This is a genomic window from Pseudomonas sp. S1_E05 (genome assembly GCF_056337105.1).
The window spans coordinates 2,364,799-2,376,834 of sequence record NZ_JBFRHM010000001.1 but is presented as its reverse complement, the minus strand read 5'-3'; the positions used below and the strand labels follow the sequence as shown (position 1 = coordinate 2,376,834).

Here is a 12,036-nt window from a genome sequence, read left to right as displayed (position 1 = left end):
GACATCATGCAAACCTCTGTTGCCTCAATCAAAACCAGCGTCGGGCTGGGCCTGCGTCGCGGTTTGATGAAAGATCTCCTGGCGGCCCCGATGGGTGATTTCGACTTTCTGGAAGTCGCGCCGGAGAACTGGATCGGCATCGGTGGTGCCCATGGCGCGGCGTTGCACACCCTGGCCGAACGTTATCCGCTGTCCTGTCACGGCCTGTCGCTTTCGTTGGGCGGGCCGGCACCACTGGATGTCGGGTTCCTCCGCGAGGTCAGGGTGTTCCTCGATCACTACAAGGTGCCGTTGTACAGCGAGCACCTGAGTTACTGCAGCGATGACGGTCACCTGTACGACCTGTTGCCGCTGCCGTTTACCGAGGAGGCAGTGCATCACGTGGCTGCGCGGATCCGTCAGGCACAGGACATTCTCGGCCGGCGCCTGGCCGTGGAAAACGTCTCGTATTACGCCGCACCCCGGCAGGACATGGACGAGGTGACCTTCACCAACGCGGTGTTGCGCGAAGCCGATTGCGATCTGCTGCTGGACGTCAATAACGTTTACGTCAACTCGATCAACCACCGTTTCGATCCGCAGGCCTTCCTGGCCAACATCGACGCGGGTCGGGTGGTGGCCATGCACGTGGCCGGTCATTTCGATGAGTCGGATACCTTGAAAATCGACACCCATGGCGCATCGGTGAAACCGGCCGTGTGGTCGCTGCTGGCAGCGGCCTACGCGCGTTTTGGCGCCCAGCCGACGCTGCTGGAGCGCGATTTCAACTTCCCGGCCTTTACCGAACTGGTCGGCGAGTTGCAGACCATTCGCCGCTTGCAAACGGAGGCTTCGAATCGTGGATAAATCAGCCCTGTTCGATGAGCAAACCAACCTGGGTCGTTACCTGCGCGATCCCGATCACTGTGCGCCACCGGTCGGGATGGACATCGCACGGGTGCAAGTCTACCGGGACCTGATTTTCAACAACCTTTCGCTATTGCTCAGTGGCACCTTTCCAGTGTTGATCAGGATTCTCGGTGATGAGCGCTGGCGTGCGCTGATGCGCGCTTTCCTGCGTGACCATCGTGCGCGCACGCCGAAATTCGGCGAGATCGCCCAGGAGTTCGTTGAATTCCTCGCCTCGCAACCCGCCTTGAGCGGGGAGGCCTGGCCGCCGTTCATGGTGGAGTTGGCACACTATGAATGGGTGGAAATGGCGCTGCAGCAGTCCGAAGCCGAGGCGTTTCCAGCCAGTGATGTCGGGCAGTTGTTGGGCCGCGCCTTGCGGGTTTCGGCGCTGGCATGGCCCCTGGCCTACACGTGGCCTGTGCATCGGGTGGGATCGGACTACCAACCTGAAACACCGCCGGCCCAGCCGACCTTGCTGCTGGTGCGGCGGGTGGAAGACTGGAGCGTGAGGTTTTCCGAATTGAGCCCATTGGCCTGGCGGTTGTTGCACCGTATTGGCGAGTTTCCTCAATTGAGTGGGGCAGAGCAGTTGCAGGGGTTGGCGGTTGAGGCCGGTGCGGTGGGATCGAATGAGTTCATCGAGAACGGCGCGGCGTTGTTGCGGCAGATGCATGCAGAAGGTGTCATCAGCCCGGCGTGATAATTCCCCTGTAGGAGCGAGCTTGCTCGCGATAGCGGCGTATCAGTCTTCATGGTTTTGACTGGAAAACCGCTATCGCGAGCAAGCTCGCTCCTACAGGGGAAGTTGTTACGTCACCGAAAAAAAGTACCGCGTCAGGTGAAAGAAGATCGGCGCGGCAAAGCAGATCGAGTCCATGCGGTCGAGCATGCCGCCGTGGCCCTTGATCATGGTGCCCCAATCCTTGGCACTTAGACTGCGCTTGATCGCCGACATCACCAGCCCGCCGAGAAAACCCATGGCGACGATGACAAACGACATCAGCAGCGACTGCCAGAAGCTGAACGGTGTCATCCAGAACATGCAGCCGCCAATCAGGGTGGCTGACAAGCCGCCGCCGACCAGTCCTTCGACGGTTTTCGACGGGCTGACCAGCGGCGCCACCTTGTGTTTGCCGAACAGCTTGCCGAACACGTACTGCAACACGTCGCTCAACTGCACCACGAACACCAGATAGAACAGGAGCAGCGCGTTTTGCCCCTGGAAGCCTTCGAGGTCCAGGAGCAGCAGGGCCGGTGCGTGGCTGATGCAGTAGATGCAAATCATCACACCCCATTGGATTTTTGCGGTCCTTTCCAGAAACGCGTCCGTGTCCTGGCTCAGCACCGCAATCGCTGGCAACAACAGGAAGGCGTACACCGGAATCAGCAGGGTGAACATCGAATACCAGTGCGTGCCGATCAGCAGGTACTGCAGGGGGATGAGGATGAAAAACGCGGAAAACAGTGCGTTGTGATCGCCCAGGGTGGTTGGCGTCAAGGTGATGAATTCCCTGAGCGCGAACAGCGAAATGAAGGCGAACAGCACGACGGTCGCATTGCCACCCAACTGGTAGGACACAAAGAAGATGATCACCATTCCCCACCAGGCATTCACCCGCTGGTTGAGGTTTTCGATGGTCGCCACCGAGCTTTCCGATGTCGCGCGCCGGGCCAGCACACGGCCGATGATCGAAGCCAGCGCCAGCAGGCAGGCGATGGCGAAGAAGAACCACAGGAACTTGGCTTCAAGACTCATTTGGACAGCCTCACAATGGCTTCACGCGCCCGCTCCAGAAACGCTTGTTTTTCCTCATGCGCGATGCGGGGCAGAGGGTCGCCGATGCGGATGGTGCAAATGATGGGCAACGGCACATGCTTGCCCTTGGGCATTGAACGGTGCAGGTTTTCCAGGTAGATCGGTACCAGGTCAACGTCCGGGAAGGTCTCGGCGAGCCGGAACAGCCCGGATTTGAACGGGCCGGGCAGGGCCTGGCTGGAGCGGGTGCCTTCGGGAAAGATGATGATCGAATGACCGTCGCGCACCACGTCGAAAATCGGCTCCAGCACATTCACTCCTGGCTCGGGGTTGCGTTCGATCAGTACGGCGTTGAGGCCTTGCTGCGAGATGTACGACAGGAATCGGTTCTTGCCCCAGTAATCGGCGGCGGCCACCGGTTTCACATTCTTGCGCGCTTCGGGAGGCAGGGCCGCGATGATCGCCAGGGTGTCCATGTGGCTGGTGTGATTGGCAAAGTAGATGCGCTGGCGCGACAGGTCCGGGGGGCTTTCCCAGCGCGCCGTCACGCCAATGAGAAAACGCAGGACGGAGATCAACGCATTACTGATCCACATGGGCGGCCCCTTTGAGTTGCCTGGCGATGGCCAGCGTGCGCGTGACGCAAGTGGCGGCGGAGCCGACGGCGATGATGATCAGCGCGATCAACAAGACGTAGTGGCTGGCGTAGACCGCCGCTTCGACGGCGTTGAGCAGCAGCGCCAAGGTCATCACCGCCATCCGGTGCTGCTTGGCCATCGGGCCGATGAAGCTCTGCGCCAGCCCGATGGAGCCGCCAAACACCCGCACGTAAGCGGTCAGCGCCGCCGCCAGCGCGGCAAACCAGCCCAGGTCCGAATAGCCGATGGCGTAGCCGAGTCCGACGATCAGCAGGCTGTCGGCGATGCGGTCGGGAAATTCGTTGTACAGGCTGCCGATAGGGGATTGCTTGCCGCCTTCGATCGCCACCATGCCGTCGAACAAATTGCACAACAGGCGCAGTTGAATGCCAATGGCGCAGAGGATCGAGCCAGCAACGCCTGTGTCGATGTTCAGCGCGCTGATGCCGATCAGCGCGAAAACGATGCTCGCCACGGAAATCTGATTGGGGGAGAGGTCGCGCTTGACCAGGATGTCGGTGATACGTCTGGCCCATCCCGAAGAACGGGTCTTGATGGGCCGGCGGTTTTCATCCATTGGCATGTCCTTGGCAATGATGAAGAGGGGACTGGAGTTTCAATATAGAGGCTTTCCGTGGCCTCTGCTCTGTGCTGCCTTGAACTTGTAGGAGCGAGCTTGCTCCGGGCGGCGTTCCGACGATGGTGGCCCACACACCGCGGGGATTCAGACAGCCATCATCATCGTTGACGACCATCGCAACGGTTCGACGCCTCGACATGCTCGCTCCTGCAGGTCAAGGTTTCAGGGGGCTGCTTGGCAGGGTCAATTCTGCGCACAGGCCGCCACCTTCGCGATTACTCAGGGTCAGCGATCCGCCGAGTGCCAGTGCCAGTTGTTGCGCAATGGCCAGGCCCAGGCCCGTACCGCCGGTGCTGCGGTTGCGTGAGTTTTCCACGCGGTAGAAGGGCTCCATGACGTGGGCCAGGTCTTCTTCGGAAATGCCAGGGCCGCGGTCCAAGACTTTCAGCGAAAGCTTGCCGTCAGCCCCGGTTTGCACCTGCAGCTCGGCTGCACCTGCGAATTTCAGCGCGTTGTCGGTCAGGTTCACCAACACCCGGCGCAAGGCATGCGGGCGGGTGTCGATGACCGCGTCGCTTTTTCCGCTCAGTTGCACGAGCTTGTTCATGTCCTGATAGTCGAACACCAGGCTGTCGAGGAAGGAGTCCAGATTGGTGCGACGTGTCTCTTCGGTGGCGCCATGCACACTGCGGGCATAGGCCACGCCTTCGCGCACCAAGTGCTCCATTTCGCTGAGGTCATTCCACAGTTTGTCTTTTTCGCTGGAGTCGTCCATGAACTCGGCGCGCAGTTTCATGCGGGTGATCGGCGTTTGCAGATCGTGGGAAATGGCTGCCAGCAGTTGCATGCGCTCCTTCAGGTACGCGGCGATGCGCGCCTGCATGGCGTTGAAAGCCCTGGCGGCGTGGGTCACTTCGGTCGGACCGTTTTCATCCAGAAGCACCGGGTGGGTGTTGGGGTCCAGGGTTTCCACGGCTTGCGCCAGGCGGGTGAGGGGGCCAATGGCGATGCGCACGGCCAGCCAGGTGCACAGGATGAGCAGCGCCAGTTGACCGAGCAACACAAAGGGTAACCACGGTGATAGCGGCACCATGCTCGGGCGAACATCGATGGTCACCGGGCTGCCATCGGCCAGTTTCAGGTGGACCTGAAAGCGTTTGATCGGGCCGGGAATATCGGTCACGGTCATGGGGTAGTCCATACCGATTGCGTCCTTGATCGATGTCACTGCAATCGGTGTGTCGTTCATGGCGCTGCCTGGCGAACCTTCATCGAGCAGGTAGCGATAGTTACGCCGGTCCAGCTGTGGCAACCAGCTTGCCCGCTCATCTGCCGGCAAGCGGTCGAGGATGGCAATCGAGGTGGAAACATCGGTTTCGAGGTTGCCGAGCATGGTGTTTTTGGCACTTTCGTAGCGCTCGTAATATTGCGCGCCGAAAGACAGCGCCTGCGCCAGGATCAGACCAACCAGGAAAATCAGCGACAGTCGCGAGGCGAGGGTACGGGGCCAGCGCAGCGGGTATTTCATGAGAGCTCACCGAGGATTTCCACTGGCAGGGAAAACACATAGCCCTCACTGCGCACGGTTTTGATGTAGGCCGGTTCGCGCGCATCGTCCAGCAAACGCTGACGCAAACGGCTGACCAGCAGGTCAATGGAGCGGTCGAACAGGTCAGCGTCGCGACCCTGGGTCAGGTTCAGCAACTGGTCGCGGGTCAGCACCCTCTGCGGGTGATCGAGGAACACCCGCAGCAGTCGATATTCCGCGCCGCTCAGGGCAACCATGGTGTCGTCCTTGTCCAGCAAATGTCGGGCTGAAGTGTCCAGGCGCCAGCGTCCGAAAGCAAGCAGCCGTCCGCTTTCGGTCACGACGAGGTTGGGTGGCAGCATCCGCGTCCGACGCAACACGGAGTTGATACGTGCCAGCAGTTCGCGGGCGGCAAACGGCTTGACCAGATAGTCGTCAGCACCCATCTCCAGGCCGATGATGCGATCGGTTTCATCATTGCGTGCCGTGAGCATCAGCACTGGGGTCGCCTTGTGTTTACCGGCGCGAATCTCGCGACACAGCATCAGACCATCGTCGCCCGGCATCATGATGTCGAGCACGATCAGGTCTACCGGCGTCGATTCCAGGAACGTACGCATCTGCCGGCCATCCGCGACGACCGTGGTGCGCAAACCGTTTTTCTTCAGGTAGTTGCCTACCAGTTCTCGGATTTCACGGTCATCGTCAACGATGAGAATGTGATCGACGTGTTCCATGGTGCAGCCTCAACAAAGGGGGATGGGCCGCAGTCTATCGAGCCTTTGCCCGCTCGCCCGACACGATTTGTATTGCAGTGTATCTGCTGTGTCGACGGATACACGCGGACAAAAAAACGCCGGATTTGAGGGGTTTTGTATCGCTGTGTATCTCCGGGCGTTCTGGATACGTACCGATTTACACGCGCCGGTTTTGGACACAGACGAGATACCTCTCAGGTTTTAAATGGCTTCCATCGAGGCAAACGCAACCGCCTCACTCGAACACCCAACCATTGAAACCTGAGGATCTCACCATGAACACCAAAACCATCTACGCCGCCTGCCTGTTTGCCGCCCTGAACATCTGCACCCTGTCGGCCCGCGCCGAAGCCGATGTCAGCGAGAAAACCTACTCGTACGGCACCCACCTGGACATCAAGAAAGTGGTGTCGCTGACCCAGGCCAGCAGCGATACCTGCGGCATTGTCGACGCCAAGCTGACCTACCTGGACTCCCAGAGCAAAACCCAGGTCCTGGACTACCGCAAATTCGGCGAATGCAGCTCGGACAACTGAGTCTGGCGTCTGCACATCCATTCTTTTCGAGACAGGAGCACCATCATGAACAACATCACGCGCTTTCTGACCGCGTCGGCCTTTGCCTTCGCCGGTGCTGCAGCCCACGCCAACGCGGCCGTTGAACAAAGCACCTGCGGTAGCAGCACGTGCTTCCAGCTGGCCCCGGTGAAAAACCAGGGCGCCCATGACTTCCTGGCACAGGACGGCGCGAGCCGTACGCCGCAGGGGCAATCGCTCGATAACCAGATGGCGTGATGTTGGGCGCTGCTCTTGATAACGCCGTTGATCCCCTTGTGGGAGCGGGCTTGCCCGCTCCCACAAGGGGTGATGTGGTGTGTCGTGAATACATAAAGGTGATCACCATGTTCCTCATCGCTTTCCTGGGCGGCATCCTGACCGTCCTCAGTCCTTGTATCCTGCCGGTCGTGCCGTTCCTGTTCGCCGGCGTCGACCGCACCCGTTCCTCGATCCTGTTGACCCTTGGCGGCATGGTCATGACCTTCGCCCTCATTTCCAGCCTGGCCGTGGTCAGCAGCGAGTGGGTGATCCAGGCCAACAACACCGGTCGGCACATCGCCCTGCTGGTCATGGCGCTGTTTGCCCTGTCGCTGATCTCCGCGCGAGTGGGCGGCTGGCTCGCACGTCCATTCGTATTGCTGGGCAATCGCCTGGACCCCAACACCCGCAAAATGTCGGGTCCGCTGGGTTCGCTGATGATCGGCGTGGCCACCGGCCTGCTCTGGGCACCGTGTGCCGGGCCGATTCTCGGGGTCATTCTCACCGGCGCGATGCTGCAGGGCGCCAACGCGCAAACCAGTTTGTTGCTGGTGGCTTACGGCCTGGGCAGTGCGTTGTCACTGGGCACATTGATCTTCGCCGGTCGTGGCCTGGTCAATCGCTTGAAAGCCTCGATTCCGGTCACCGGCTGGCTGCGGCGTGGCACTGGCTTCGCGGTACTGGCCGCTGCACTGGTGATCTCCACCGGTGCTGACAAGACCTTGCTGGCCGGCACTTCCTCCGAAGGCGTCAGCGCTCTGGAGAAAGGCGTACTGCAAAGCGTACCCAAAGTGGTCGACTACCTGGTCAGCAAGGTCCAGGCCGACATGATCGAGGACAATGCCAAAGGCGCCATGCCGTCACTGACCGGTGCCGTGGAGTGGATCAACTCGCCAGCGCTGACCAACGATGCGCTCAAGGGCAAAGTGGTGCTGGTGGATTTCTGGACCTTTGACTGCATCAACTGCCAGCATACCCTGCCGTATGTGAAGGATTGGGCGAAGAAATACGAGAAGGACGGCCTGGTGGTCATCGGCGTGCACACCCCGGAATACGGCTTCGAGCGCATCATCGATAACGTCAAGGCTCAGGTGAAGAAACTCGGCATTACCTACCCGGTGGCCATCGACAATAACTATGCGATCTGGCGCAACTTCGACAACCAGTACTGGCCGGCGCACTACCTGGTCGATGCCAAGGGGCAGGTGCGTTACACCCACTTCGGTGAGGGGCGCTACGACGAGCAGGAAAAAATGATCCAGCAACTGCTGCAAGAGGCCAAGGCCGACGCCCCCAAACCGGCAGCGTAAAACGCAAGGATCAATGGCTCACAGGTCTCGCACCATGAGCCATTGCTCCTTGTCCCAGGCGCGAAAACGCTCAAGCGCGGTCCAGCCACGTTTGGCGTAGTAGGCATGCTGGTCCTGGGTGTGCAAATAAATGTTCCGTTCACCAGCGGCTTTGGCCTGCTCGCAAATCCGCTCGATCAAGGCTTCCGCCAGGCCCTGGCCTCGTGCCTCGGGGGTGACGAACACACAGGCGAGCCACGGTCCCAGGTCTGGCCGCTGTTCCAGGTCAGACCTCGCCAGCGCGGCCCCTCCCAGCAATTGATCGCCCTGCAGTGCAATCAGGCATTTCCAGTCGCCGTTGAGTTGTCCCTGGGCAAACTCCCGTTGCCAGTCGGGGAGGGATTGCTCGGCGTACTCGTAGTGAAACTGTCGATGAATCCACGCGGCGAAGGTGTCGCTGTGTTGCGGATGATCGACCAGCCAGTCCAGGCGCAGTGCCATGCTTGAATCCTTTCAAAAAATGCAGGTGGCCCATAAGAGCCGATTCACGACGTCTCGGCAATCCCGATCTCATTACGGGGGCTAGTCTGCCCGCGCCGCCAGGCCGCAGGTGGCGCGCCGTATTCGCGCCGAAAGGCCCGGCTGAAGGCCGTGTCGGTCTGGTAGCCCACCTCTTCGGCGATGCGCAGCAGCGAGCTGTTACTGCTGCGCAACAGATTGGCCGCCAGCAGCATTCGCCATTGCGTCAAATACTGCATCGGCGACACCCCGACCATCTGCTGGAAGCGCTCGGCCAACACCGATCTTGACGTGCCGGCCGTGCGCGCCAGCTCCTCCAGAGTCCAGGTGTGACAGGGCTTCCTGTGCAGCGCATTGAGGGCGGCGCCGACGATCCGGTCACCCACGCCCGCCAGCCAACCGGTGCGACCCTCGCCCTGCTGGTGCATGTACAGGCGCAGCACCTCGATGAACAGCACCTCCGCCAGCTTGGCCAGGACGCCTTCGCCACCCGGACGAGGCGAGCGGGCTTCGGCCAGTGCGTAGCGCACCGAGGACTCGAGCCATTTGCCGGCGTTGGAACCCCGCACGTTGACTCGAACTACCGTCGGCAAGCCAGTCAACAACATGCCCGCCAGGCGCTTGTCGCACGCCAGGTAACCGCAGACCAGACGGCAGACCGTGCCACCACCGCCGTAATTGAGCTGCCGTGGACGGCGCGCCAGGATCTCGTCCAGCCGTGCGCTGGTTGCGGGTTTCAAACCCGGCTGGGAACTCATGCGATGGGCGTCTCCCTGGGGAAACAACACCACGTCTCCGGCACTCAGGAGCAGTGTCGGGGCATCGCCGAGCTCGACGTAACACTCGCCTTCGGTGATCAGGTGAAAAATCACCACCCGCTCGGCGTCGGGCTCCAGGAACGGGGCAGCGGTGTCGGCGTGGGGCGATTGATAGCACCAGGGGGCCGTAAATCTCGCACTGATGAAGATTGCACCGACCAGGCGGACCACACGCAGGGTCTGGGACAGGGCGTCCATGAGGGGTTTCCCCTGTTTGGCGAAATGTTTTTGATTGTGAGCCTGTTGTGGCGCTTGGGAAAACCTCCGGACGATCGGACAGTCTTGCCCGACGATCGGATAGGACGCTCCCGGTCAGCGGCGCGATAGTGGACGCACAGGGCCTGCCGGCCCTGTCATCCATAACAAGAATGAGAGGTTGCCATGCCCAAGTTCGTCATTGAACGTGAGATTCCAGGCGCTGGAACACTGTCAGAAAGGGATCTGAAAGCGGCTTCACAAAAGTCCTGCAAGGCGTTGCGAGATTTGCCCCAAGTGCAGTGGCAGCAGAGCTATGTCACCGGTGACAAACTCTACTGCGTGTACATCGCACCCGACGAGGAGTCGATCAGGGAACATGCCAGACAAAGTGGTTTCCCGGCCAACAGCATTGCCCGGGTTGCCACCATCATCGATCCCACCACGGCCGAATGAGCCTTGGCATTGTATTCCCTGAACGGAGCTGTTTTTTATGAGTACCCCCATTGATCTTGCTGCCTTGAAAAACCGCCAGATGGCCTCCTGGGCCAGTGGCGACTACGCCGTGATCGGCACCACCCTGCAACTGGTGGGCGAGCAGTTGGCCGAAGCCTGCGACCTGCTGTGCGATGAGCGCGTGCTGGATGTTGCGGCCGGCAACGGCAATGCGACGCTGGCGGCCGCGCGCCGAGGAGCCCACGTCACCTCCACCGACTATGTGGCGGCCCTGCTGGAGCGCGGCGAAGACCGGGCACGGGCCGAACGGCTGAAAGTGACTTTCCAGGTGGCCGACGCCGAGGCGCTGCCGTTCAAGGACGACAGTTTCGACCTGGTACTGTCTACCTTCGGTGTGATGTTCGCGCCTGACCAGGTGAAGGCCGCCGCCGAACTGGCGCGGGTTTGCCGCCAGGGCGGGCGAATCGGCCTGGCCAATTGGACGCCTGACGGTTTTGTCGGGCAGATGTTCAAGACCCTCGGCCGGCACTTGCCACCTTCCGGAGCACAACCGCCGTCGAACTGGGGCAGCGAGCCCTGGTTGCACGAGCACTTTGAAGAGCGGGATTTCCTGATCCAGGTGACCCGGCGCTCCTTCAACTTCCGCTATCGCTCGGCGGCGCACTTCATCGACACCTTCCGCACCTGGTATGGCCCGGTCCACAAGGCCTTCGCCGCACTGCCAGCCGAAGCGGCCCAGGCGCTGGAAGCGGACTTGACCGAACTGATCAACCGCTCGAACCGCGCCGGTGAGAAATCGCTGGTGGTGCCGAGCGAATACCTTGAAGTGGTGATTACTCGGCGCTGAGGTGGGTTATTGAGAGATTCCCCAGTGGGAGCGAACAGGCTCGCTCCCACAGGGGGTAGTGATCTATGTCGCGGGCACACCACACCCTTCGATGTCAGCGATGCCGCGCTTCGTCGAACCACTCCATCGCCGTGCGCCAGATGCAGATACCCAGGAAGTACGCCGACATCAGTAGCCAGAGACCCATCACCAGAGGGTTGATCACCGGGTGGTTGATCACCAGCGAAAGGCTGCACAGCAACCAGATGGCGGTCACGGCGATGTTGATCGGCATGAAACGGCGCACCCGGAATGGGTGCAGGAATTTCATCCGGGTCACGGTCAGCAGCGCCAGGCCAATGACAGTGAGCAGGGTGATCCAGGGCGACGGCGCAATGATGTACAGGCACAACGCAACCACATTCCAGGCAGCGGGGAAGCCCTGGAAGTAGTTGTCCTTGCTTTTCATGTTGACGTTGCAGAAACAGAACAGTGACGACACCAGGATCAGCGACACCGTCAGCAGCAGTGTGTAGTCCGGCAACGGGATGTAGCGATAGATGAACAGGGCAGGGATGAACACATAGGTGAGGTAATCGATCACCAGGTCGAGGATCGACCCGTCGAAACTGGGCAAGACAGACTGCACATTGACCTTGCGCGCGAGTGCGCCATCCAGCCCATCGACAATCAGCGCAACGCCCAGCCACAGCAGGCAATTGGTCGGCTGGTTCTCCAGCAGGGCGAGCGTGGCGAGGAAGGCCGTGACCACTCCGGTGGCGGTGAAACCGTGGGCACCCCACGCTTTGAGTCTGGCGATGTGTAGGGTCGAAATCACGGGGCATTCTCCAGAAAGTCAAACAAGCCAATCATCACCCTCGAGGTCCGGGGGCGGTGGCAAACCGGGTCGGGTTGCAGGTATCGACCGAAAATCCGGGAATAAGGTTCACCATCCGTAAATCTTAGC

The 12,036-nt window shown here is 60.7% G+C and carries 15 protein-coding genes; 7 read left to right on the top strand and 8 right to left on the bottom strand.

The window, feature by feature from the left end; all coding sequences use genetic code 11:
- Positions 1–6 precede the first annotated feature (6 nt).
- Both AB4N33_RS10950 and AB4N33_RS10945 read left to right on the top strand, forming a co-directional pair.
- Entirely contained in the window at positions 7–846 is an 840-nt protein-coding gene (locus AB4N33_RS10950) for an HvfB family MNIO-type RiPP peptide maturase (RefSeq protein WP_476457275.1), read from the top strand.
- Positions 839–1,591, top strand: coding sequence for an HvfC family RiPP maturation protein (locus tag AB4N33_RS10945; RefSeq protein WP_476457274.1), 753 nt, complete (start codon positions 839–841; stop codon positions 1,589–1,591). The genes AB4N33_RS10950 and AB4N33_RS10945 overlap by 8 nt, the downstream gene beginning before the upstream one ends.
- 108 nt (positions 1,592–1,699) lie before the next feature.
- Here AB4N33_RS10945 and AB4N33_RS10940 read toward each other — a convergent pair whose 3' ends face one another.
- The 5 genes from AB4N33_RS10940 to AB4N33_RS10920 form a co-directional block, all read right to left on the bottom strand.
- Positions 1,700–2,647: a phosphatidate cytidylyltransferase gene (locus tag AB4N33_RS10940; RefSeq protein ID WP_476457273.1), complete on the bottom strand. Its 948-nt coding sequence runs from the start codon at positions 2,645–2,647 to the stop codon at positions 1,700–1,702.
- Positions 2,644–3,243: a lysophospholipid acyltransferase family protein gene (locus tag AB4N33_RS10935; protein ID WP_476457272.1), complete on the bottom strand. Its 600-nt coding sequence runs from the start codon at positions 3,241–3,243 to the stop codon at positions 2,644–2,646. Before AB4N33_RS10935 ends, AB4N33_RS10940 begins: the two co-directional genes overlap by 4 nt.
- Positions 3,230–3,862 (bottom strand): CDP-alcohol phosphatidyltransferase family protein, encoded by a 633-nt coding sequence (locus tag AB4N33_RS10930; RefSeq protein ID WP_476457271.1) that lies wholly within the window; start codon positions 3,860–3,862, stop codon positions 3,230–3,232. Before AB4N33_RS10930 ends, AB4N33_RS10935 begins: the two co-directional genes overlap by 14 nt.
- A 217-nt stretch (positions 3,863–4,079) precedes the next feature.
- Positions 4,080–5,393 carry an ATP-binding protein gene (locus AB4N33_RS10925; RefSeq protein WP_476457270.1) on the bottom strand — a complete coding sequence of 438 codons (1,314 nt, stop codon included), beginning with the start codon at positions 5,391–5,393 and terminating at the stop codon, positions 4,080–4,082.
- On the bottom strand, positions 5,390–6,130 hold the full coding sequence (locus AB4N33_RS10920) for a response regulator (protein WP_460126425.1): 741 nt from the start codon (positions 6,128–6,130) through the stop codon (positions 5,390–5,392). The genes AB4N33_RS10925 and AB4N33_RS10920 overlap by 4 nt, the downstream gene beginning before the upstream one ends.
- A 296-nt stretch (positions 6,131–6,426) precedes the next feature.
- On the opposite strand from AB4N33_RS10920, the gene AB4N33_RS10915 reads away from it, so the two are divergent.
- The 3 genes from AB4N33_RS10915 (at position 6,427) to AB4N33_RS10905 (ending at position 8,276) form a co-directional block, all read left to right on the top strand.
- Positions 6,427–6,687 (top strand): DUF2790 domain-containing protein, encoded by a 261-nt coding sequence (locus AB4N33_RS10915; RefSeq protein WP_476457269.1) that lies wholly within the window; start codon positions 6,427–6,429, stop codon positions 6,685–6,687.
- A 45-nt stretch (positions 6,688–6,732) separates the two neighbouring features.
- Positions 6,733–6,945 carry a hypothetical protein gene (locus AB4N33_RS10910; RefSeq protein WP_460139574.1) on the top strand — a complete coding sequence of 71 codons (213 nt, stop codon included), beginning with the start codon at positions 6,733–6,735 and terminating at the stop codon, positions 6,943–6,945.
- A gap of 107 nt (positions 6,946–7,052) precedes the next feature.
- A complete protein-coding gene (locus AB4N33_RS10905) occupies positions 7,053–8,276 on the top strand; it encodes a cytochrome c biogenesis protein DipZ (protein ID WP_476457268.1) in 1,224 nt (407 codons plus the stop codon).
- Between the two features lie 18 nt (positions 8,277–8,294).
- Here AB4N33_RS10905 and AB4N33_RS10900 read toward each other — a convergent pair whose 3' ends face one another.
- Together AB4N33_RS10900 and AB4N33_RS10895 are read right to left on the bottom strand one after the other, a co-directional pair.
- A complete protein-coding gene (locus AB4N33_RS10900; protein WP_460126419.1) occupies positions 8,295–8,756 on the bottom strand; it encodes a GNAT family N-acetyltransferase in 462 nt (153 codons plus the stop codon).
- A 44-nt stretch (positions 8,757–8,800) separates the two neighbouring features.
- The gene (locus AB4N33_RS10895) at positions 8,801–9,790 is read right to left on the bottom strand and encodes an AraC family transcriptional regulator (protein ID WP_476457267.1); all 990 of its coding nucleotides are present in this window, start codon (positions 9,788–9,790) and stop codon (positions 8,801–8,803) included.
- A gap of 183 nt (positions 9,791–9,973) precedes the next feature.
- On the opposite strand from AB4N33_RS10895, the gene AB4N33_RS10890 reads away from it, so the two are divergent.
- Entirely contained in the window at positions 9,974–10,243 is a 270-nt protein-coding gene (locus AB4N33_RS10890) for a DUF4242 domain-containing protein (RefSeq protein ID WP_460139571.1), read from the top strand.
- A gap of 37 nt (positions 10,244–10,280) precedes the next feature.
- Positions 10,281–11,090: a class I SAM-dependent methyltransferase gene (locus AB4N33_RS10885; protein ID WP_476457266.1), complete on the top strand. Its 810-nt coding sequence runs from the start codon at positions 10,281–10,283 to the stop codon at positions 11,088–11,090.
- A 94-nt stretch (positions 11,091–11,184) separates the two neighbouring features.
- On the opposite strand, the gene pcsA is transcribed toward AB4N33_RS10885, so the two are convergent.
- The gene (gene pcsA / locus AB4N33_RS10880; protein ID WP_460126412.1) at positions 11,185–11,907 is read right to left on the bottom strand and encodes a phosphatidylcholine synthase; all 723 of its coding nucleotides are present in this window, start codon (positions 11,905–11,907) and stop codon (positions 11,185–11,187) included.
- Positions 11,908–12,036: the final 129 nt, after the last annotated feature.

What these genes read in the sequence shown, in the direction of transcription:
- AB4N33_RS10950 (WP_476457275.1), top strand. Translation starts at nt 7, where the DNA reads ATGCAAACCTCTGTTGCCTCAATCAAAACCAGCGTCGGGCTGGGCCTG.
- AB4N33_RS10940 (WP_476457273.1), bottom strand. Translation starts at nt 2,647, where the DNA reads ATGAGTCTTGAAGCCAAGTTCCTGTGGTTCTTCTTCGCCATCGCCTGC.
- AB4N33_RS10935 (WP_476457272.1), bottom strand. Translation starts at nt 3,243, where the DNA reads ATGTGGATCAGTAATGCGTTGATCTCCGTCCTGCGTTTTCTCATTGGC.
- AB4N33_RS10930 (WP_476457271.1), bottom strand. Translation starts at nt 3,862, where the DNA reads ATGGATGAAAACCGCCGGCCCATCAAGACCCGTTCTTCGGGATGGGCC.
- AB4N33_RS10925 (WP_476457270.1), bottom strand. Translation starts at nt 5,393, where the DNA reads ATGAAATACCCGCTGCGCTGGCCCCGTACCCTCGCCTCGCGACTGTCG.
- AB4N33_RS10920 (WP_460126425.1), bottom strand. Translation starts at nt 6,130, where the DNA reads ATGGAACACGTCGATCACATTCTCATCGTTGACGATGACCGTGAAATC.
- AB4N33_RS10915 (WP_476457269.1), top strand. Translation starts at nt 6,427, where the DNA reads ATGAACACCAAAACCATCTACGCCGCCTGCCTGTTTGCCGCCCTGAAC.
- AB4N33_RS10910 (WP_460139574.1), top strand. Translation starts at nt 6,733, where the DNA reads ATGAACAACATCACGCGCTTTCTGACCGCGTCGGCCTTTGCCTTCGCC.
- AB4N33_RS10905 (WP_476457268.1), top strand. Translation starts at nt 7,053, where the DNA reads ATGTTCCTCATCGCTTTCCTGGGCGGCATCCTGACCGTCCTCAGTCCT.
- AB4N33_RS10900 (WP_460126419.1), bottom strand. Translation starts at nt 8,756, where the DNA reads ATGGCACTGCGCCTGGACTGGCTGGTCGATCATCCGCAACACAGCGAC.
- AB4N33_RS10895 (WP_476457267.1), bottom strand. Translation starts at nt 9,790, where the DNA reads ATGGACGCCCTGTCCCAGACCCTGCGTGTGGTCCGCCTGGTCGGTGCA.
- AB4N33_RS10890 (WP_460139571.1), top strand. Translation starts at nt 9,974, where the DNA reads ATGCCCAAGTTCGTCATTGAACGTGAGATTCCAGGCGCTGGAACACTG.
- AB4N33_RS10885 (WP_476457266.1), top strand. Translation starts at nt 10,281, where the DNA reads ATGAGTACCCCCATTGATCTTGCTGCCTTGAAAAACCGCCAGATGGCC.